The following is a 20,551-nucleotide window of genomic DNA, read 5'->3' as shown; positions in this document are numbered from 1 at the left end:
TCCGAGCCATGACCCAGACGTGGAACGACCAGTCCGCCCCTTCGCTCGACGACTTCGCCCGGCTGGCCGAAGCCGCCTTCGCCGCCCTGCCCGATCTGTTCCGACAGGCTGCAGGAGAAGTGGTCATCCGCGTCGACGATTTCGCCGACGAGGAGACCTTGGCCGACCTTGAGATCGAGGACCCGTTCGAGCTGACCGGCCTCTATTCCGGGGTCCATATCGGCGAACGCGACGCCATGGGACCGGCGGCCGAGCCGTCGCGCATCTTCCTCTATCGCCGCCCGATCCTGGATGAATGGTGCGAGCGGGGCGACGTGGGCCTGGCTGAAATCATCGCCCACGTCCTGATCCACGAGATCGGCCACCACCTCGGCCTCGGCGACGATCAGATCCACGCCATTGAAGACGACGACTGAAGCGTCGCCTTGAGGTTTGACGCCTGGCTCTAGTGCGGATCGCCCGCGGCGCCGGCGGGGCTCAGCTTCCAGCGGATCTTGGTGTCGGCGTCGGTGCGTGCGGAGCCGCGGACGACGATCTGCAGTGAGCGCCGCGTCAGGCCCTCGTCGACGTGGACGGCCGGTTCGATGGCCACGTCGGGGCCGTCGCTGCGGAACCACCAGCCGCGACCCGAATGGCCGCGCAGAAGGATGGAGCGGCGGTCGCGGGCCAGCGAGGCCTGAACGCCTGGCTCCAGCTGGAAGCGCAGCGCGTAGGGGGCGGCGATGGCGCGGGTGACATCGGGGCGGCCTTCCGGCGGATGCAGGCGTTCCTCGGCGCGCAGTTCGTCGAGGCGCTGATCCAGATAGAGGCGGCGCTGGTGCATCAGGCCGTACTGGGGCATCCAGCCGTCGTGCTCGACCTCCAGCCAGACGGCGCCTTCGCCTTCCTGATGCTGACGGGTGACGTGCAGGGCCGGGCCGATCAGGCGCGGACCCAGCAGCTCGGCTTTCCAGCCGGACAGGGGCTCGCCCAGGGGCTGTTCGCCGAGCGTCAGCGTCGAGGCGCCCGGGGTCAGGCGCAGGGCCTGCCGGTCCAGGGCGCGCGGAGTCCATCCGGCGGAGGTGAACAGGCGGTCGCGGCCGCAGACGACTTCCAGCGCAGCCGGTTGACCGCAGGCGGCGGTCGACCAGGCGCCGCGCGCCGGAGCGTCCACATCCACCATGACGGTCAGCAGGGGGCTGGCGATGCGCACCAGTCCCCCGACGGCGCCGCTGGGCGGCGGAGCAGGAGTCTCGTCGTGGGCGCGCGCGGCGGCGACGCGCTCCGGCGTCGAAGGCCCTCCGCCCTGGAAGGCGGCCAGTCGCCCGTCGGGCAGGGCCAGGACGCGAAGGCTGGTCGTCAGTCGCGAGATGGCGGCGGCCACCGGCTCGGGTGTCGGCTCGGACAGTTGCGCCAGGGCGTCGTCCAGGGTCAGCAGGTCGAGCAGCAGCTCCAGACCCATTTCCGGGGCGCGGGCGGCGTGATGACCGTCAGCGGCGACGGTGATTTCGAGCGCGGCGGGCAGGCGCTTCAGCGCGGCGCGACGGATGCCGGCGCCGGCCTTGCCCGCCAGGGCGCAGCCGGCTACGGCGGCGGCGGTCAGACGTTCGGCCCGGCCCATCAGCCCGCCGGGCGGACGCAGCAACTGACGGGCCTGCCGCGCCAGGATGTCGGTCAGGCGCAGGCGCTCGGCCTCGGTCGCGACCTGGGCTAGACGGCGCCCGGCGCAGGCCAGATGATAGGCGCGGCGCGCCAAAATCTCGGGATCCCAGGAGAAGGGCGACCAGCGGCTGAAGGTGTCGTCCCACGCCAGGGTCAGGGCCAGGGCCTCGCGCACGCCGCGATCGCCGTGGGCCATCATCTCGGGCATCCAGGCGAAGGCGTGCAGCTCGACGGCGAAGGCGCGGCTGGGGGTGGGGCGGTTCCACAGGTCGGCGGGACCCTCGGCGTCGAGGCTCAGCCCGGCCAGGGTGAAGCGGCCCGACAGCAGCGGGCGCGGGGCCTCTTCGCGCAGGGGCCGGAAGTCGCGGGGGCTGACGGCGAAACCGTCTGCGCGGGCGCCCCTGAGCGTCATCGTATAGCCGGGCAGGCCGTAGAGCTCGATCCACAGCTGACGCGCGGCCAGTTGTGCGGCGACGGCGGCCCAGAGCGCGGGGTCGGCCTTGGGGCCTCCGGCGGCGCGCACGGGCGTGCGGACCGGCGCGCCCTTGAGGCCGGGGATGTGGCCCTCGGTCAGGCCGCCTTCCGTTTCGCGCGGGGCGAAGGGGCCGAGGGGGCTCACGCGGCGGCGGCTTTCAGGGCCTGGATGTTGGCGGCGTAGGCGTCCGGTCCGCCCTTGAAGACGAAGGAGCCGGCGACGAGGGCGTCAGCCCCGGCGGAGAGACAGGCCCCGGCGTTGGCGGCGACCACGCCGCCGTCGACCTGCAGGTGGGCCTTGGATCCGGCGCGGTCGAGGATGGCGCGGGCGCGCTCGATCTTCTTGAGCGAGGACTCGATGAATTTCTGACCGCCGAAGCCGGGATTGACCGACATGATCAGCACCAGGTCGACCAGGTCGACGGCCTCTTCCAGAACGCTCAGCGGCGTGGCCGGGTTGAAGACCAGGCCGGCCTTGGCGCCCAGTTGGCGAATTTGGCCCAACGTCCGGTGGACGTGCGGGCCGCTTTCAGGGTGGACGCTCATGATGTCGGCGCCCGCCGAGCGATAGGCCTCCAGCCAGTTGTCGACCGGGGCCACCATCAGGTGCACGTCGAAGGGCAGGGTCGTGTGCGGGCGAAGCGCCTTCACCACGTCCGGGCCGATAGTCAGGTTGGGCACGAAATGGCCGTCCATGACGTCGACGTGGATCCAGTCGGCCCCTGCGGCCTCCAGGGCGCGGACCTCTTCGCCCAGCTTGGCGAAGTCGCTGGCGAGGATCGAGGGGCAGATCAGCGGGGCGCTTGCGGCGGCGGTCTGGGTCATGGTTCTGCGACTTACGGCCATGACGCGCGGGGGGCAAGCCGGGCCGCTGACGCAGGCTAGCGCGGCGCCTCTGCAGCAGGTGTTCATTGGCGCTTCGTGAACGGGGGGCGGTGGTGGTTGGCGAAGGCGCGGCGGTCGCGGACGCAAGGCCGCTGGCGAGGCTCGGCGGGGCGAGGGAGGAAGGGGGCGACTTCTCCGCCACGCCATCAAGGACACCCGCCATGATCCGCTCCCTCGCCGTCGTCGCCGTTCTGGCCTTCGCCGCTCCGGCCTTCGCCCAGACTGACAACCGCCTGACCCTGACCTTTGAAACCGGCGCCGAGACCGGCGCGATCCTGATCGCCCTCTATGATGCCGAGGCCGCCTATGAGGGCGGGCAGCCGGCGCGGGTGGCTCAGGTTGATGTGGCGGCGGGCCAGCGCGAGGCGGTGTTTGACCTGCCCGCCGGCGCCTATGGCTTTAAGGCCTTCCACGACGTCAACGGCAACGGGAAGATGGACACCAACCCCTTCGGGATGCCGACCGAACCCTTCGCCTTCTCCAACAACGCCGTCGGCAACATGGGGCCGGCCAAGTGGGATCGCGCCCGCTTCGAGGTTTCGGGCGCCACGGCCCAGACCATCCGCATCCGCATCCGCTAAGCCGTGCCGTTGGAAGAGACCGCCATGACTCCGACCCGCCGCACCCTGTTCATGGGCGCCGCCGCCCTTGCAGCCGCCCGCGTCCTGACGCCTGACCGGGCCCATGCCGCGCAAGCCATGGCGGCGACCGCCGACTGGTCGCTGGCCACCGCCGACGTCGAGGGCGACGTGGCCCCGCGTGCCCTGCGCCTGGTGCACGGCCGGGCGCCGGCCGGGCTGTCGGGCAGCCTCTATCGCAACGGCCCGGCCAAGTTTCGGCGGCCGGGCGGCTCGTCCCAGCATTGGTTCGACGGCGATGGCCTGATCCGCCGCTGGCGGGTGCAGGACGGTCAGGCCAGCCTGGCCGCGCGCTTCGCCGACACGCCCAAGCGGCGTCAGGAGGCCGAGGTCGGGGCCATGCTGATGCCGGGCTTCGGCACGGTCGCCGACCCGCGCGCCCGGATCGGCTCAGCCGACGACGCCAGCCCGGCCAACACCTCGGTGCACAAGGTCGGCGGCAAGCTGTGGGCGCTGTGGGAGGCGGGCTCGCCCCTGGCTATGGACCCCGAGACCCTGGCGACCGAGGATTTCGTGACCCTGCGCCCCGACCTCAAGAACATGCCCTTCCTGGCCCATCCGCGCGTCGAGCCGGACGGCCGTATCTGGAACCTGGGCCTGAGCGGACGTCAGGCCATGGTCTGGCGGCTGGCGGCGAACGGGGCGCTGGAGGCGGCCGAGCTCATCCCCCTGCCGCGCGCCAGCTACATCCACGACTTCAGCGCCACGGCGAAGCATCTGGTCATCGTGCTGCAGCCCTGGGTGCATACGCGCAACGTCATGCCGGTGTCGGCGGCCTTCGAGTGGACGCCCGAGGCCGGGACCCAGGTGCTGGTGATCGACAAGGCCGACCTGACCCAGCGGCGGATCTACGACCTGCCGCCCTTCGGCTTCTTCCACGTCGGCGACGCCTGGGAGGAGGCGGACGGCACGATCCGCTTCGACCTGTGCGCTCACAAGGACATGGATTTCGCCGCGCGCGGCGCCCACGAGGTGCTGAACGGCGTGCCCCTGGGCCATGATCCCGCTGAGCTGGCCATGGTGGTGCTGGAGGCCGGCGGTCGCGGGCGGCTGGAGCGGACGGGCGTGGTGGGCGAGTTTCCGCGCAGCGACCCGCGCCGTGCCGGGCTGGCGCGCAACTTCAGCCTGCACACGACGGGCGAGCGCGCCGACCGGCCCCTGGCCTCGGCGGTGGGGGTGACCGACTGGCGCTCAGGCCGCACGCGGTTCTTCGACTTCGGCCCCGGCCATGTGACGGACGAGATGGTCTATGTGCCCAAGCCCGGCGGGACGCACGAGGCCGACGCCTGGCTGGTCGGCCCGACCATCAACCTGAAGGCGGGGGTCAGCGAACTGCACGTCCTGGACCTGATGCAGATCGAGGACGGCCCCGTCGCCACCTGGCGCGCCGACGTGGCCCTGCCGGCGGCGTTTCATGGGAACTGGGTGTGAGGGGCTAGTGAGTGGTGATGGGGACCAGCCTGATACCTGAACCCTCTGCCGCATTCTCGTTCGTGACCGTCATGTCGAGCGTCAGTCCTGTTTCGCCAGTGAGCTTGAGAGCTTCAGCGAGCATGGCGCCGACATCGTCGGCCGACATTGCGGTTCTCACGTCCAGGTACCAGGACCATCGGTCCTCTTCTGGCCAGTGTGCGAGTGCAAGCCATGCCTCGCGAACGCGGCGCTCGGCGGCAAGCGGACGAGCCAAAGCGGCTAGAAGCGCCTCGGGTCGCTCCTTGGGCACGCCGAGCATGACTTGCGTGTCTTTCTGGACGGTGATCCTGACGGGCTTGCCAAGGACGGCGCTGAGCTGGTCGGCGGTCCAGTGTACGCCATAGGCGGAGCCGGGGTTCAGGAAGACGCCGCTTTCGGCGACGAGTTCGAGAAGGGTCGCGCCGTTCATCTGGATGAAGCCGGTCCCCGCTCCAAAGGCGTCGACGATCCTCTGTTCGGAGGTGAAGACGGCGGCTACCGGCGCGCCGTCGGGGGCGGCGACGTTCAGGAGCGATACGCGCTCCGAGGTTTTTAGGGTCCGCCATCCACTATCGTCATGCGCCTCGGGCGTCGCTGCCAGAAGGTCCGATTCCAGCAGGACCTTCTGGAACTCGCTGCGCTTGTTGGGGTCCGTACTGGCTGCGATCAGCAGGACTTCAAATTCGTTCAAGGCGACGAAGGGCGGCGTGCTCGTGGGGGGTGTTTCCGGGGGCGCGGTGTTCAGCGTCTGATCCGGCGGGACGGGGCGGTCCGCGGTTTGATCAACTGCGGATTTGCCGAGCAGCCTTCTGAGCCATCTGTTCACTGTATTGGTCGCCCCGGTTCGATTTGATCGAACAAGCATCGGTCAAGCTTGGCGAGAGAGCAATCTTGAGGTTGGTCAGAAGGCAGATGGCCTCCTTCACCACCAGCCCGCCTCCCTCAGCGCCCGCGCGTAGCGGCGGCTGACGGGGGCGATGATGTCGCCGTTCAGGGTCAGGGCGGCGCGGCCGTCGCCGCGGGCGACGGCGGCGACGGCGTCGCGGGCCACCCACCAACTGCGGTGGGTCTGGGCGCCTTCCAGGCCTTCCAGTTCGCTGAGGGCGTCGGCCAGGCGCATCAGGATCAGGTCCGAGCCTCGATCCGTGTGCAGGCGCAGATAGTGGTCCTCGGCCTGAACCGCGATCAGGCGCGCGCCGCGCAGTTTCGCCGGCAGGCGCTTCAGAAAGCGGGCGGGCGCGGCGCCGGGCGCGCTCGCGTGGGTCTCGACCGGGCGCTCGCGGCCGAGGAAGACGTTGAGAACGCACAGCAGGGCCGTGATCAGTGTCACGGGGAAGAGGAAGTAGGGCAGGTGCGCCAGGGGGCGCATGGCCCCCTCGAGCATGGAGCCGGTGACGGCCCAGACCAGCAGGGTCAGGGGGCCGCTGATAATCAGGGTCTCGATCGCAATGGCGGTCCAGGGGCGCGTGTCGACGTCGATGCGGCGCGCCGTCCAGGCCCCGCAAATATGGCCCCAAAGGCTGCCCGCCAGCATCAGTCCGATCCAGTAGGCCAGTCGCGGCCAGAAGGGAGCGGCGCCCGTGCCGAAGGCGCCGGACAGGGTGAGGAAGAGGCCGGCGACGACGGCCACGATCAGGCCGCGCAGAAAGTCGCGCGCCTTGCCGTTAAAAACAGCCTGCATCAGGCGCCCGATTTCGGACCGCAGACGGCGCGGAAGCCGGCAGCGGCGAAGCGCACCATGTAGTCGCAGGCGCTGTCCAGGTCGCCGGACTTGCACAGGCCGCCCGACAGACGGTCCAGACGCCCGGTCTCGCCGAGGGTCAGGGTCAGGGCGCCCGACAGGTTGTGATAGGCCCAGTAGAGGTCGGTTTCCTCGGCCTCGGGCAGGAGGCGCTTGACCAGCTCCAGCAGGCGCCGAATGGCGGGGTCGAAATAGCGGGCCATGGTCTCGCCGCCGAAGGCCGGGTTGGCGTTGGTCTGGGCCACCAGGGCGGCGTAGTGCTTCCAGCCCGGCCCGCCCTTCAGCGACCATTGGAAGGGCGGGCGCAGGAAGGCCTCGAACAGCCCCTCCAGCGTCATGGCCTCGCCAGCGGCCTCGGCGTAGCGGTCGACGGCGGCGACGCGCTCACTGTTCCACACCTCGGCGCGGCGGATGAAGACGGCGTCGAACAACTCCTTCTTGGCTCCGAAGTAGTAGTGGACCAGGGCTGTATCCACGCCGGCCTCGCGCGCCACCTCGCGGATGGTGACGCCGTAGAAGCCGTGCTTTGAAAACAGGTCCTCGGCGGCGTTCAGAATGGCGTCTCGGGTCTCACCGGCGGCGGCGGTCTTGGTCTTCTTGGGGCGACCGCGACGGGCCGGCGCGGGAGCGACAGGCGGCAGGGCCGGGGCGAGGTCGTCGTCGGATTTCATGCGCGCAAGCTAGTCGTGCTTCGGTCCCATGTGCAACGGCGCCACAGGCGAGGCGGATTTTACTGCGGTTCTCAGCGTGGCCGTTTGACAGACCGACGAAAGATCGGCACGTTCCATGAAAATCATTGAACGCTGAATAAAAGCGTCGATTGGGCTGGAAATCAGGGATTGGGATCCAAATGAACAGACTCGTGAAGACCGTCTTGTTGGCGGGCGCCGCCTGGGGGGCGCTTTCGGCCACGGCCGTGGCGCAGGAAGCGGCGACCGAGACGCAGGTCTCCAGTATCGACGACGTCGTCGTCACCGCGCGTCGCCGCGAGGAAACCCTGAAGGACGTGCCGGTTTCGGTCTCGGCCCTGGGAGCCGAGCGTCTTGAGGAGACTGGCGCGACCGACATCACCGCCCTGCAGCAGCAGACCCCGAACGCCACGGTTCAGGTCGCGCGCGGCTCGAACTCGACCCTGATCTCCTTTATTCGCGGCATCGGCCAGCAGGACCCGCTGTGGGGCTTCGAGCCCGGCGTCGGTCTTTATGTCGACGACGTCTATGTGGCTCGTCCGCAGGGCGCGGTTCTGGACATCTTCGACATCCAGCGCATCGAGGTCCTGCGCGGTCCGCAGGGCTCGCTCTACGGTCGCAACACCGTCGGCGGCGCCATCAAGTACGTCACGTCGCGTCTGGACCCGGATTCGCCGGAGCTGACCCTGCGCGGCGCCTACGGCAGCTACAACCAGATCGATCTGCTGGCCCAGGGCTCCATGCCGGTCACGGACAAGCTGCGCATCGGCGGCGCGGTCGCCAGCTATAACCGCGACGGTTACGGCGAGAACCTGAACACGGGCGCGGAGCACTACAACAAGGACGTACTGGCCGGTCGTGTCAGCGTCGAGTTCCAGCCCTACGACAACGCCTTCTTCCGCCTGGCCTATGATCGGGTCGAAGACCGGTCGAATCCCCGTCATGGCCACCGCGAAGTCGCCGGCGTCGGCCCGGGCGCCGGCATCCCCGGCAGCGTCTATGACACCTACGCCGGTCTCGGCGACCGCAACAAGGTGACGACCGAGGGCGTGTCGCTGACCGCTCAGGTCGACCTCAATGATGTCTGGTCGTTCAAGTCGATCACCGCCTATCGCACCGGCGACACAGACACCCTGATCGACTTCGACAACACGCCCGCGCCGACGCTGGACGTGCCCGCAGTTTATGGCGACCACCAGTTCACCCAGGAATTCCAGGCGCTGTTCAGCACCGATCGGATCCAGGGCGTGGCCGGGATCTTCTATCTGGACGGCACCGCCTCGGGGGCCTTCGACACCATCGCCCAGAACTTCGGCATCGTTATCGGCACCGCCGGCTATGTCGAGACGACCAGCGTCGCCCTGTTCACGGATGTGAACCTGGACCTGACGGAGCGTCTGCACCTGGGCCTGGGGGCGCGCTACACGTTGGACGACAAGACCGGCCACGTCTTCCGCGCCAACTACCTGGGCGCTACCCGCAGCCCGCTGCTGGGCGGCGCGGCGCGCAACCCGATCCTGCTGCGCACGGACTACACCCGTTCGAACACCTTCGATCAGTTCACGCCCAAGGCCTCGCTGTCCTATGATTTCTCGGACCGTCTGACCGGCTACGCCTCCTACTCGAAGGGCTTCAAGTCGGGCGGCTTCGATATGCGCGGTGACGCCATCCTGACGCCGAACACGGTCAACGGCTATCAGCCGGAAACGGTCGACTCCTATGAAGTCGGCCTGAAGGGCTCGGCCTTCGACCGTCGCCTGAGCTTCTCGTCGGCGATCTTCTACAACGACTATACGGATCAGCAGGTCACCACCCAGGTTCCGGCCGTTGGCGGCATCGCCAGCTTCGTCGACAATGTGGGTTCGTCGAAATTCTTCGGTGCGGAGTTCGAGGGCTCGGTCGTCCTGTCCGACAGCCTGACGGCCAATGTCGCCATCGGCTACCTCGACTCCAAGTTCGAGGAGTTCCTGCGCTACAATCTGACGACCCAGAAGTACGAGGACATCTCAAGCCAGGTCGTGCTGCAAAACGCCCCGAAATGGACGGGGTACCTGGGTCTGACCTGGCGCGGTGACGTGGCTGGAGGCTCGCTGGCGGTCACACCTTCGGTCAGCTATCGCGACGATTACAGCCAGTTCGAATTCCCGAATCCCGTGCTGGATCAGGACGCCTTCGCCCTGGTCGATCTTTCGGTGGTTTGGACCGACCCGAGCCGCACCTGGACTGTCGGTGTCTATGGCAAGAACCTGACGGACGAGGAGTACCGTGTTGGCGGCTACAACTTCGCCGGCGCCGCCTACAACAACTCGCTGATCGGCTACTACGGCCCGCCGCGCACCGTGACGGCCTCGCTGCAGTACAAGTTCTGATCGGGACGGCTCTTCTGGACGCCTGATCGCATGATCACGGGCGGCGGTTCCGACATGAACCGCCGCCCTTTTTCTTGCGTCGCCGCGCGGCGACGCTACCGTTCGCATTAATCAGACAAGTCCGAGGGGGCACGCCATGACCACGTCCGAGGCCGCAGCGCCGCAGGAGGCCGTCGAGAAGGCCGTCTCGCCCGGGTATCGCTATTATGTGCTGGGGATCCTGATCCTCATCTACATGCTGAACTTCCTGGACCGTCAGATCATCGGCATCCTGGCGGCGCCGCTGAAGGCCGAGTTCGGGTTGTCGGACAGTCAGTTCGGCCTGCTGGGCGGCCTGGCCTTCGCCCTGCTCTATTCGACCCTGGCCATTCCCATCGCCTGGCTGGCCGACCGGGTCAGCCGGGTATGGATCATGACCGCGGCCCTGACCATCTGGTCTGGTTTCACCGCCCTGTGCGGGGTGGCGGGCAGCTTTGGTCAGCTGTTCCTGTGCCGCATGGGCGTGGGTATTGGCGAGGCGGGCGGGGTGGCCCCGGCCTATTCCCTTATCGCCGACTACTTCCCCAAGTCGCAGCGCGCGCGGGCCCTGGCCGCCTACGCCTTCGGCATTCCGCTGGGGATGGCGGCTGGCACCCTGGTCGGCGGCCTGCTGGCGGCGACCTGGGGCTGGCGCACCGCCTTCATCGTCGTGGGCGTCCTGGGCGTGGTGGTCGCGCCGATCCTGCGTCTGACGGTCAAGGATCCCAAGCGCGGCGGCATGGACGCGCCCGCTGCTGAGGCGGCGAAGGTCGCGCCGGTGGTGCACAAGGCCCCGCCGTTCGGCGAGGTCATCAAGACCCTGGCGCCCAAGCCCAGCTTCTGGCTGCTGGCTTTCGGCGCGGCCTCGTCCTCGGTGTGCGGCTATGGCGTCGCCGCCTGGCTGCCCAGCTTCTTCATGCGCAGCTTCGGCCTGACCCTGTCGCAGACCGCCTGGTACTATTCGGCCATCGTCATGGTCGGCGGCGTGGCCGGCATCTGGCTGGGCGGCGTCATGGCCGACCGGCTCGGCAAGAAGTCCAAGGGCGCCTATCCGCTGACGCCCGCCGTGGCCTTCCTGATCTCGGTGCCCTGCTTCATCCTGGCCATGAACTCGGGCGCTCTGGTCGGGGCGATCATGCCCGGCGCGAACCCGAACGGCGCGGCGGCCCTGACCTTGGCCTTCCTGATCTTCCTGATCCCCACCGGCCTGAACCTGACCTGGCTGGGGCCGATCACCGCCGCCGTGCAGCACCTGGCCAGCCCGGCCATGCGGACCACGGCCTCGGCCCTGTTCCTGCTGATCAACAACCTGCTGGGGATCGCCGTCGGCATCTACTATTTCGGCTGGATGTCGGACCTGCTGCGCCCGACCTTTGGCGAGGAGAGCCTGCGCTGGGCCATCTATACGGGCATGGGCTTCTACCTGCTGTCCTCGGCCCTGCTGTTCGGAGCCTCGCGCACGCTGAAGAAGGACTGGGTGGACTGATCCGTCCCGGACGGAGGCTGAACCGAGCTGAGCCGTTTCGCGCATAAGAAAAGCTTGGGAGGAGCATAGGGAGACAGACGGTTGCGTCTGCGAAGGGCCGACGCCTATAAGCGCGACCAAAGTTTCCTCAACCTCCTCCCAACGGCGCGGATCAGACATGAACATTCACGAGTATCAGGCCAAGCAGGTTCTCAAGGCCTTTGGCGCACCGGTCGCCGAAGGCGTCGCCATCACCTCGGCCGATCAGGCCGAAGCCGCCGCCAAGCAACTGCCTGGCCCGCTCTATGTGGTGAAGTCGCAGATCCACGCCGGCGGCCGCGGCAAGGGCAAGTTCAAGGAACTGCCGGCTGACGCCAAGGGCGGCGTGCGCCTGGCCTTCTCGATCGAGGACGTGGTCAAGAACGCCAAGGAAATGCTGGGCAACACCCTGGTGACGGCCCAGACGACCGACGCCGGCAAGCAGGTCAACCGCCTCTACATCGAAGACGGCGCCGACATCTCGCGCGAACTGTATCTGTCGATCCTGGTCGACCGCGCCTACGGCCGCGTCTCCTTCGTCGTCTCGACGGAAGGCGGCATGGACATCGAAACCGTCGCCCACGATACCCCGGAAAAGATCATCACCGTCGTCATCGACCCGACGACCGGCGTGACCGAAGCTGACTGCGCGACCCTGTCGGACGCGCTGAAGCTGGAAGGCGACGCCCGCGAAGACGGCAAGTCGCTGTTCCCGGCCCTCTATAAAGCCTTCGTCGAGAAGGACATGGCCATGCTGGAAGTGAACCCGCTGATCGTCATGGAAAACGGCCACCTGCGCGTTCTGGACGCCAAGGTGTCGTTCGACGGCAACGCCCTGTTCCGTCACCCTGACATCAAGGAACTGCGCGACGTCACCGAGGAAGACGCGAAGGAAATCGAAGCCTCGGAGTGGGACCTGGCCTACGTCGCCCTGGACGGCAACATCGGCTGCATGGTCAACGGCGCCGGTCTGGCCATGGCGACCATGGACATCATCAAGCTGTACGGCAAAGAGCCGGCCAACTTCTGCGACGTCGGCGGCGGCGCCGGCAAGGAGAAGGTCGCGGCGGCCTTCAAGATCATCACCGCTGACCCGAACGTCCAGGGCATCCTGGTCAACATCTTCGGCGGCATCATGAAGTGCGACGTCATCGCCGAAGGCGTGGTCGCGGCCGTGAAGGAAGTGGGCCTGAAGGTGCCGCTGGTGGTGCGTCTGGAAGGCACCAACGTCGACCTGGGCAAGAAGATCCTGAACGAGTCCGGCTTGGCCATCACGGCTGCGGACGACCTCGACGACGCCGCCCAGAAGATCGTCGCGGCGGTCGGCTAAGGCTTAGAGCCTTACTCGCCACCGCCCCGCTGACACACAGAATTCAGAGCACAGACCAATGTCCATTCTCGTCGACAAGAACACCAAGATCATCGTCCAGGGCCTGACCGGCAAGACCGGCGGCTTCCACACAGAACAGGCCCTGGCCTATCACGACACCCAGATGGTCGCCGGCGTGCACCCGACCAAGGGTGGCACCAACTGGACCGGCTCGCACGGCGAAACCCTGCCGATCTACGCCTCGGTCGCCGAAGCCAAGGAGCGCACCGGCGCGGACGCCTCGGTCATCTACGTCCCGCCGGCAGGCGCCGCCGACGCCATCATCGAAGCCATCGAGGCCGAGATCCCCTTCATCACCTGCATCACCGAAGGCATTCCGGTGCTGGACATGGTGCGCGTCAAGGCTCGCCTGGAGAAGTCCAAGTCGCGCCTGCTGGGCCCGAACTGCCCCGGCATCCTGACCCCGGAACAGTGCAAGATCGGCATCATGCCGGGCAGCATCTTCTCCAAGGGCTCGGTCGGCGTCGTCTCGCGCTCGGGCACCCTGACCTATGAAGCCGTGTTCCAGACCACCAACGCGGGCCTCGGCCAGACCACGGCCGTCGGCATCGGCGGCGACCCGGTCAAGGGCACCGAGTTCATCGACGTCCTGGAAATGTTCCTGGCCGACGACGCCACCGAGTCGATCATCATGATCGGTGAAATCGGCGGCGGCGCCGAAGAAGACGCCGCTCAGTTCCTGATCGACGAAGCCAAGAAGGGTCGCAAGAAGCCGATGGCCGGCTTCATCGCCGGCCGTACGGCTCCGGCCGGCCGCACCATGGGCCACGCCGGCGCCATCGTTTCGGGCGGCAAGGGCGACGCGGAATCCAAGATCGCTGCGATGGAGGCTGCGGGCATCCGCGTCTCGCCGTCGCCGGCGCGTCTGGGCCACACGCTTCTGGAAGTGCTGAAGGGCTAAGGCGCTTCAAAATTAAAAGAACGATGTTCCGGGGCTAAATTTCGCGCCCCGCGACCTTTTGAAACGCCTCCGGAATCGTCCGGAGGCGTTTTTTCTTGCCAATTCGACCAATTTCCACCCGGTCCGCCTCCCTTCGGTCATGACCAGTAAGGAAACACGGCCTATATGAGCGGCGCCGCTCACCGCGCAGGCGTGCGCGCGCGGCTGGAATTAGGACGACGAGAGCAAAAATGGCGGACGATGCAGGTCAGCTGAACCAGGTCTTTGCCGAGACCAGTTTCCTCTATGGCGCGAACGCCGCCTTCATTGAGGACCTGCACGAAAAATGGGCTGCGGACCCCGGCTCGGTGCCGGGGGAATGGCGCGCCTTCTTCGACCAGCTGAAGGACAACGCCGACCTGGTGAAGCAGTCGGCCGCCGCCGGCTCGTGGGGCCGTTCGGGCCCTGCCGAACCGACCGAGGACACCGCCGTCTTCGACGGTCGCTGGCCCGCACCCAAGATCGACCCCAAGGCCGCCGGCAAGCCCGGCCCGCGTCCTGCCGCCCCGGCCGCCGACGCCTCGGGCGCGCTGACCGCCGCCGACGTGCGCGCCGCCGCCCATGACTCGATCCGCGCCCTGATGCTGATCCGCAGCTACCGCGTGCGCGGCCACCTGCAGGCCAAGCTGGACCCGCTGGGCATCGAGCAGCCGGTCGAGAACGCCGAGCTGACCCCCGAATTCTACGGCTTCACTGCCGCCGACATGGACCGCCCGATCTTCCTCGACGGCGTCCTGGGCCTGCAGACGGGCTCGATCCGTCAGGTGCTGGAGCTGCTCAAGCGCACCTACTGCGGCAACATCGGCGTGCAGTTCATGCACATCGCCGAGCCCGAAGAGAAATCCTGGCTGCAGCAGCGTTTCGAAGGCCCCGACAAGTTCGAGCAGAACGCCTTCACCAAGGAAGGCAAGCTGGCCATCCTGAACAAGCTGATCGAGGCCGAGGGCTTCGAGCGCTTCCTGCACAAGCGTTTCCCCGGCACCAAGCGCTTCGGCCTGGACGGCGGCGAAGCCATGGTCCCGGCCCTGGAGCAGGTGATCAAGCGCGGCGGCGCCCTGGGCGTGGACGAGATCGTCTTCGGCATGGCGCACCGCGGTCGCCTGAACACGCTCGCCGCCGTCATGGGCAAGCCCTACAAGGCCATCTTCCACGAGTTCCAGGGCGGTTCGACCGTGCCGTCGGACATCGAAGGCTCGGGCGACGTCAAGTATCACATGGGCGCCTCGTCGGACCGTGAGTTCGACGGCAAGAAGGTCCACCTGTCGCTGACGGCCAACCCGTCGCACCTTGAAATCGTCAACCCGGTCGTCCTGGGCAAGTCGCGCGCCAAGCAGGCCTTCGACATCCGCGAGGCCGAGGTCAATCAGGGCAAGCCGGACACCGAATGGGTGCTGGACCGCTCCAAGGTCGTGCCGCTGCTGATCCACGGCGACGCCGCCTTCGCCGGTCAGGGCGTGGTGGCCGAGTGCTTCGCCCTGATGGGGCTGAAGGGCTACCGCACCGGCGGCACCTTGCACTTCGTCATCAACAACCAGATCGGCTTCACCACGGCGCCGCGCAACTCGCGCTCGTCGCCCTATCCGTCGGATGTGGCCCTGATGGTTCAGGCGCCGATCTTCCACGTCAACGGCGATGACCCCGAAGCGGTCGTCTTCGCCGCCAAGGTGGCGACGGAATACCGTCAGAAGTTCCACAAGGACGCGGTGGTGGACATGTTCTGCTATCGCCGCTTCGGCCACAACGAAGGCGACGACCCGACCTTCACCCAGCCCTTGATGTACGCCAAGATCAAGAACCAGCCGTCGACGCGCGAGATCTACTCCAAGCGTCTGGTCGAGCAGGGCGTGGTCACTCAGGCCGAGGTCGACGCCGAACTGGCCCGCTTCGAGGCCTTCCTCGACGCCGAGTTCGAAGCCGGCAAGACCTTCAAGGCCGACAAGGCTGACTGGCTGGACGGCCAGTGGCAGGGCCTGGGCGCCGAGAAGACCGATGACGCGGCCCAGCGCGGCGACACCGCCGTCGCCGCCGACAAGCTCAAGGGCTATGGCCACCGCCTGACCCAGATCCCGAACAGCGTCGACGTGCACAAGACGCTGAAGCGGGTCATCGACGGTCGTCGTGAGGCTGTCGACTCGGGCCAGAACATCGACTGGGCCACCGCCGAAAGCCTGGCCTTCGCCTCGCTGCTGGACGAGGGCTACAACATCCGTCTGTCGGGTCAGGATTCGGTACGCGGCACCTTCTCGCAGCGTCACTCGGGCATTACCGATCAGACGACCGAGCAGCGCTACTTCCCGCTGAACCACCTGCGCGACGGCCAGGCCCACTTCGAAGTCATCGACTCGGCCCTGTCGGAAGAGGCGGTGCTGGGCTTCGAGTACGGCTACTCGCTGGCCGACCCGAACACCCTGACCCTGTGGGAAGGCCAGTTCGGCGACTTCGTGAACGGCGCCCAGGTCGTCATCGACCAGTTCATCAGCTCGGGCGAACGCAAGTGGCTGCGCATGAGCGGCCTGACCATGCTGCTGCCGCACGGCTATGAAGGCCAGGGCCCCGAGCACTCCTCGGCTCGCCTCGAGCGCTTCCTGCAGCAGTGCGCCGAGAACAACATGCAGGTCGCCAACTGCACCACCCCGGCCAACTACTTCCACATCCTGCGTCGCCAGATGCACCGGGATTACCGCAAGCCGTTGATCCTGATGACGCCCAAGTCGCTGCTGCGTCACAAGAAGGCGGTCTCGACCATCGCCGACATGGCGGAGGGCTCGTCCTTCCACCGCGTGCTGCGTGACGACGCCCAACTGCGTCCGGACGTGGCCGGCGTCTCGCTCAAAGCCGACAAGGACATCCGCAAGGTCATCGTCTGCTCGGGCAAGGTCTATTACGACCTGCTGGACGCGCGCGAGAAGGCGGGGATCAACGACATCTACATCCTGCGTCTGGAACAGTTCTATCCGTGGCCGATCAAGTCGATCTCGACCGAACTGGCCCGCTTCCCCAACGCTGACCTGGTCTGGTGTCAGGAAGAGCCCAAGAACATGGGCGGCTGGACCTTCGTCGATCCGTGGATCGAACTGACGCTCGAGAAGATGGATATCAAGGCCAAGCGCGCGCGTTACGTCGGGCGTCCGGCCTCCGCCTCCACGGCGGCCGGCCTGATGAGCCGCCACCTGAAGGAACTCGAGACCTTCCTCGCCGAGGCCATGGCCTGACCGGCCCTGCCTGACCTATAGATACGCCAAGACACAAAAAGACACTGGACCGAACCATGGCCGATATCCTCACCCCCGCCCTCGGTGAATCCGTCAGCGAAGCCTCCATCGCCAAGTGGACCAAGAAGGTCGGCGACGCCGTCCGTAAGGACGAAGTCCTGGTCGAGCTGGAAACCGACAAGGTTTCGCTGGAAGTCGTGGCCCCGGCCGACGGCGTCCTGGCCGCCATCAACGCCGCCGAGGGCGACACCGTGGTTCCCGGCACGGTCCTGGGTTCGGTGAGCGAAGGCGCTTCGGCTTCGGCCGCCGCGCCCGCCGCTGCTGCGGCCCCGGCCGCCGCTCCGGCCGCTTCGGGCGGCGCCTCGGTCGAGATCGCTGTCCCGACCATGGGCGAGAGCGTCGCCGAGGGCTCGATCGGCACCTGGCTGAAGAAGTCGGGCGACACCGTCGCCAAGGACGAGCTGCTGGTCGAGATCGAGACCGACAAGGTCGCGGTGGAAGTCTCGGCCCCGGCCGCCGGCGTCCTGACCATCGCCGCCGACAACGGCTCGACCGTGACCCCCGGTCAGGTCATCGGCTCCATCTCGGCTTCGGGCGCCGCTGCGGCCCCGGCGGCTGCGCCCGCCGCTCCGGCCAACACCGGTTCGGCGCAGGCTCCGGCTTCGGCCCACCTGTCGCCCGCCGTTCAGCGCGTGGTTTCGGAAAACAACCTGAACCCGGCCTCGCTGTCGGCTTCGGGTCCGAAGGGCAACATCACCAAGGCTGACGCCATCGCCGCCATCGGCGCCGCCGCTCCGGCTGCTCCGGTCGCCGCTGCTCCGGCCGCCCCGCGCGCCGACCAGCCGCGCGAAGAGCGGGTGAAGATGACGCGCCTGCGTCAGACCATCGCGCGTCGCCTGAAGGAATCCCAGAACACGGCTGCCCAGCTGACCACCTTCAACGAGGTGGACATGACCAACGTCATGGCCCTGCGCGCCCAGTACAAGGAAGTCTTCGAGAAGCGTCACGGCGTGAAGCTGGGCTTCATGTCCTTCTTCACCAAGGCTGTCGTTCAGGCCCTGCATGAAATCCCGGCCGTTAACGCCGAGATCGACGGCACGGACATCATCTACAAGAACCACTACGACATCGGCGTGGCCGTCGGCACCGACAAGGGTCTGGTGGTTCCGGTCCTGCGCGACGCCGACACCCTGTCGCTGGCGGGCATCGAAAAGGGCATCGGCGCCCTGGGCAAGGCCGCCCGTGACGGCGCCCTGACCATGGACCAGATGCAGGGCGGCACCTTCACCATCACCAACGGCGGCACCTATGGTTCGCTGATGTCGACGCCGATCCTGAACGCGCCGCAGTCGGGCATCCTGGGCATGCACAACATCGTGCAGCGCCCGATGGCCATCAACGGCGAGGTCAAGATCCGCCCGATGATGTACCTGGCCCTCAGCTATGATCACCGCATCGTCGACGGCAAGGAAGCCGTGACCTTCCTGGTTCGCATCAAGGAACTGCTGGAAGATCCGGCCCGCGCCCTGCTGGACCTGTAAGGTCTGCGCGAATCAGAACTGACGACGGCGGGACTCTTACGGGTCCCGCCGTTTTCAATTAGGCGATCCGTGTTAGCCTTGCCTTATGAGCCTGGTTGAAATCGCCCGTTATCAGGATGTCTATGAGGCCGACCTCGCGGCGGCCTTTCTCGCTTCGCACGGGGTCGAGGTTGACGTGACCGAGCGGTTCCAGACGACGGTCGATCCCTTGATGCAACGAGCGCTGGGCCTTCGGCTGATGGGCCGAGCGGATCAGGCGGACGAGGCGCGGGATCTGCTGGCGCGGGTCGGGGCGGGCGAGTTCGCGGCTGACGACGAAGACGACCTGCCGCCGGGCGAGCCGACGACGCGCGCGGTCGGCCGGGGGCTGGCCCTGTTCATGACGGTCACGGGCGGCTTCGCCAGCACCAGTCTGCCGCGTCGGTTTCGGACCGTTCACTGGGTCGGCGTCGCCCTGATTGGCGCGGTTGTCGTGATCAGCCTGATCCTGGCGCTGACAGGCGTCTTCAGTCCGACGTAGCGAGCGTCGCCAGCACCTCGTCCGTGTCCTGCCCCAGCTTCGGCGGCGGGGCGTCGTAGCGGACGGGGGTCTTCGACAGGCGGATCGGCGAGGCCACGGTGCGGATCGGCGTGGCCAGGTCGGGGCGCGACTGTTCGACGGTCAGGCCGCGATGGAGGGCCTGAGGCTCCTCGAACACCTGGTCGATGGTGTTGACCGGGCCGCAGGGCACGCCCGCCGCCTCCAGCGCCGTCATCAGCCCCTTCATGGTGAAACCGGCCGTCAGGGCCGACAGGGCGGGGGACAGGTCGGCGCGGTGCTGGACCCTGAACGCATTGGTGGAAAAGCGCGGGTCGACGCCCATGGGCTCGACGCCCAGCGCTTTCGCCAGCGCCCGGAACTGGCCGTCGTTACCGACGGCGATGACCACCATCCCGTCCGAGCAGGGGAAGGGTTGATAGGGGGCCAGGTTGGGGTGAGCGTTGCCCATCCGCGTCGGCGCGGTCCCTGAGACGAAGTAGTTGGTCGCCTGATTGGCCAGCATGGCCGCCTGGACGTCGAACAGGGCGATGTCGACATGCTGGCCCTCGCCCGTCGCGCGGGCGTGCCAAAGGGCGGCCAGTATGGCGTTGGAGGCGTAGAGGCCGGTGAACAGGTCGACGACCGCCACCCCGACCTTCATCGGCTCGGCGCCGGGCGCGCCGTCGGGCTGGCCGGTGATCGACATCAGCCCGCCCATGGCCTGGATCATGTAGTCGTAGCCGGCCCGGTGGGCGTCCGGCCCGTCCTGACCGAAGCCGGTGATGGAGCAATAGACCAACTTCGGATTGACCGCCGACAGACCGGCGTAGTCGAGGCCGTACTTGGCCAGCCCGCCGGTCTTGAAGTTCTCGACCACCACGTCGCAGGTCGCGGCCAGTCGGCGCACGGCCTCGGCGCCCTCAGGCGTCGCTATGTCCAGCGCGACCGACTTCTTGCCCCGGTTGGCGCAGAAGAAGTAGGCGGCGTCGCCCTTGGATCCGTCGGTGGTGGTGGTGAAGGGCGGCCCCCAGTGACGGGTGTCGTCGCCCTCGCCCGGCCGTTCGATCTTGATGACCTCGGCGCCCAGATCGGCCAAGGTCTGCGTCGCCCACGGCCCGGCCAGGACGCGGCTGAGATCAAGAACGCGAACGCCGGAGAGGGGGCCTTGAAGCTGGGTCATGCGTCCTGACTAAACTGCCGCCGATGCGTCGAGAAGACCTAGAGCCCCACGTCCCAGACGCCGGCGTTCCTCATGCGGCATTCGCGGGCTTCCTCGGCGCGGCCGCCCATGTCGCGGGCCATGCCGCGGATGGCGTCTGACACCGTGCTCTTGTGCACGCCCGGGACGACGGCGTGGGCGAAGGCGCAACTCGCCAGACGGATCAGCTTGAAGCCGAACCGCGATGACGCGGCCATGTGCTCCAGATAGGTCTCGTTGACCTCGCGCGGATGATCGCGGAACAGGCGTGAAAACTGGCTCGACATGACCCTACCTAACGCGGTTCCCCGCGTCCCTCTACCCGGCCCCTCCATTATC

General features: G+C 67.6%; 17 protein-coding genes. 10 read left to right on the top strand and 7 right to left on the bottom strand.

Annotated features, from left to right (window positions below; translation table 11 throughout):
* Nucleotides 1–8 precede the first annotated feature (8 nt).
* On the top strand, nt 9–416 hold the full coding sequence (locus ACIQTU_RS00340) for a metallopeptidase family protein (RefSeq protein ID WP_400540657.1): 408 nt from the start codon (nt 9–11) through the stop codon (nt 414–416).
* A gap of 29 nt (nt 417–445) precedes the next feature.
* Here the strand turns inward: ACIQTU_RS00340 and ACIQTU_RS00335 are convergent, their stop codons facing one another.
* Both ACIQTU_RS00335 and rpe read right to left on the bottom strand, forming a co-directional pair.
* A complete protein-coding gene (locus tag ACIQTU_RS00335) occupies nt 446–2,260 on the bottom strand; it encodes a heparinase II/III family protein (RefSeq protein ID WP_400540654.1) in 1,815 nt (604 codons plus the stop codon).
* A complete protein-coding gene (rpe, locus tag ACIQTU_RS00330) occupies nt 2,257–2,940 on the bottom strand; it encodes a ribulose-phosphate 3-epimerase (RefSeq protein WP_400540651.1) in 684 nt (227 codons plus the stop codon). The genes ACIQTU_RS00335 and rpe overlap by 4 nt, the downstream gene beginning before the upstream one ends.
* Nucleotides 2,941–3,161: 221 nt before the next feature.
* Here rpe and ACIQTU_RS00325 point away from each other — a divergent pair, with 221 nt between their 5' ends.
* Nucleotides 3,162–3,581, top strand: coding sequence for a DUF2141 domain-containing protein (locus ACIQTU_RS00325; RefSeq protein ID WP_400540648.1), 420 nt, complete (start codon nt 3,162–3,164; stop codon nt 3,579–3,581).
* A 24-nt stretch (nt 3,582–3,605) separates the two neighbouring features.
* A complete protein-coding gene (locus ACIQTU_RS00320; protein WP_400540645.1) occupies nt 3,606–5,069 on the top strand; it encodes a carotenoid oxygenase family protein in 1,464 nt (487 codons plus the stop codon).
* A gap of 4 nt (nt 5,070–5,073) precedes the next feature.
* On the opposite strand, the gene ACIQTU_RS00315 is transcribed toward ACIQTU_RS00320, so the two are convergent.
* The 3 genes from ACIQTU_RS00315 to ACIQTU_RS00305 form a co-directional block, all read right to left on the bottom strand.
* Complete coding sequence (locus tag ACIQTU_RS00315) at nt 5,074–5,916, bottom strand: enhanced serine sensitivity protein SseB C-terminal domain-containing protein (RefSeq protein WP_400540642.1); 843 nt, start codon at nt 5,914–5,916, stop codon at nt 5,074–5,076.
* Between the two features lie 96 nt (nt 5,917–6,012).
* A complete protein-coding gene (locus tag ACIQTU_RS00310) occupies nt 6,013–6,771 on the bottom strand; it encodes a LytTR family DNA-binding domain-containing protein (protein ID WP_400540639.1) in 759 nt (252 codons plus the stop codon).
* A complete protein-coding gene (locus ACIQTU_RS00305; RefSeq protein WP_400540636.1) occupies nt 6,771–7,502 on the bottom strand; it encodes a TetR/AcrR family transcriptional regulator in 732 nt (243 codons plus the stop codon). The genes ACIQTU_RS00310 and ACIQTU_RS00305 overlap by 1 nt, the downstream gene beginning before the upstream one ends.
* A gap of 179 nt (nt 7,503–7,681) precedes the next feature.
* Here ACIQTU_RS00305 and ACIQTU_RS00300 point away from each other — a divergent pair, with 179 nt between their 5' ends.
* The 7 genes from ACIQTU_RS00300 to ACIQTU_RS00270 all read left to right on the top strand — a co-directional run bounded on the left by ACIQTU_RS00300 (nt 7,682) and on the right by ACIQTU_RS00270 (nt 19,014).
* Nucleotides 7,682–9,889: a TonB-dependent receptor gene (locus tag ACIQTU_RS00300; RefSeq protein ID WP_400540633.1), complete on the top strand. Its 2,208-nt coding sequence runs from the start codon at nt 7,682–7,684 to the stop codon at nt 9,887–9,889.
* A 136-nt stretch (nt 9,890–10,025) separates the two neighbouring features.
* Complete coding sequence (locus ACIQTU_RS00295; RefSeq protein WP_400540630.1) at nt 10,026–11,393, top strand: spinster family MFS transporter; 1,368 nt, start codon at nt 10,026–10,028, stop codon at nt 11,391–11,393.
* A 157-nt stretch (nt 11,394–11,550) separates the two neighbouring features.
* Entirely contained in the window at nt 11,551–12,741 is a 1,191-nt protein-coding gene (gene sucC, locus ACIQTU_RS00290) for an ADP-forming succinate--CoA ligase subunit beta (protein ID WP_400540627.1), read from the top strand.
* Nucleotides 12,742–12,799: 58 nt separating this feature from the next.
* Nucleotides 12,800–13,702 carry a succinate--CoA ligase subunit alpha gene (sucD, locus tag ACIQTU_RS00285; RefSeq protein WP_400540624.1) on the top strand — a complete coding sequence of 301 codons (903 nt, stop codon included), beginning with the start codon at nt 12,800–12,802 and terminating at the stop codon, nt 13,700–13,702.
* A 230-nt stretch (nt 13,703–13,932) separates the two neighbouring features.
* The gene (locus ACIQTU_RS00280) at nt 13,933–16,953 is read left to right on the top strand and encodes a 2-oxoglutarate dehydrogenase E1 component (protein WP_400540621.1); all 3,021 of its coding nucleotides are present in this window, start codon (nt 13,933–13,935) and stop codon (nt 16,951–16,953) included.
* Nucleotides 16,954–17,009: 56 nt separating this feature from the next.
* Entirely contained in the window at nt 17,010–18,494 is a 1,485-nt protein-coding gene (gene odhB, locus ACIQTU_RS00275; protein ID WP_400540618.1) for a 2-oxoglutarate dehydrogenase complex dihydrolipoyllysine-residue succinyltransferase, read from the top strand.
* An 85-nt stretch (nt 18,495–18,579) separates the two neighbouring features.
* Nucleotides 18,580–19,014, top strand: a complete 435-nt coding sequence (locus ACIQTU_RS00270) for a hypothetical protein (RefSeq protein ID WP_400540615.1) — start codon at nt 18,580–18,582, stop codon at nt 19,012–19,014.
* On the opposite strand, the gene ACIQTU_RS00265 is transcribed toward ACIQTU_RS00270, so the two are convergent.
* Both ACIQTU_RS00265 and ACIQTU_RS00260 read right to left on the bottom strand, forming a co-directional pair.
* The gene (locus ACIQTU_RS00265; RefSeq protein ID WP_400540612.1) at nt 19,001–20,194 is read right to left on the bottom strand and encodes a CaiB/BaiF CoA transferase family protein; all 1,194 of its coding nucleotides are present in this window, start codon (nt 20,192–20,194) and stop codon (nt 19,001–19,003) included. The two genes, ACIQTU_RS00270 and ACIQTU_RS00265, sit on opposite strands and share 14 nt — an antisense overlap.
* 38 nt (nt 20,195–20,232) lie before the next feature.
* Complete coding sequence (locus ACIQTU_RS00260) at nt 20,233–20,499, bottom strand: DUF6356 family protein (protein WP_400540609.1); 267 nt, start codon at nt 20,497–20,499, stop codon at nt 20,233–20,235.
* Nucleotides 20,500–20,551: the final 52 nt, after the last annotated feature.

It is taken from the genome of Brevundimonas sp. NPDC090276, from assembly GCF_044772165.1.
Classification (GTDB): domain Bacteria; phylum Pseudomonadota; class Alphaproteobacteria; order Caulobacterales; family Caulobacteraceae; genus Brevundimonas.
The sequence above is the reverse complement of the archived record's forward strand: the minus strand, read 5'-3'. Positions and strand labels throughout refer to the sequence as shown.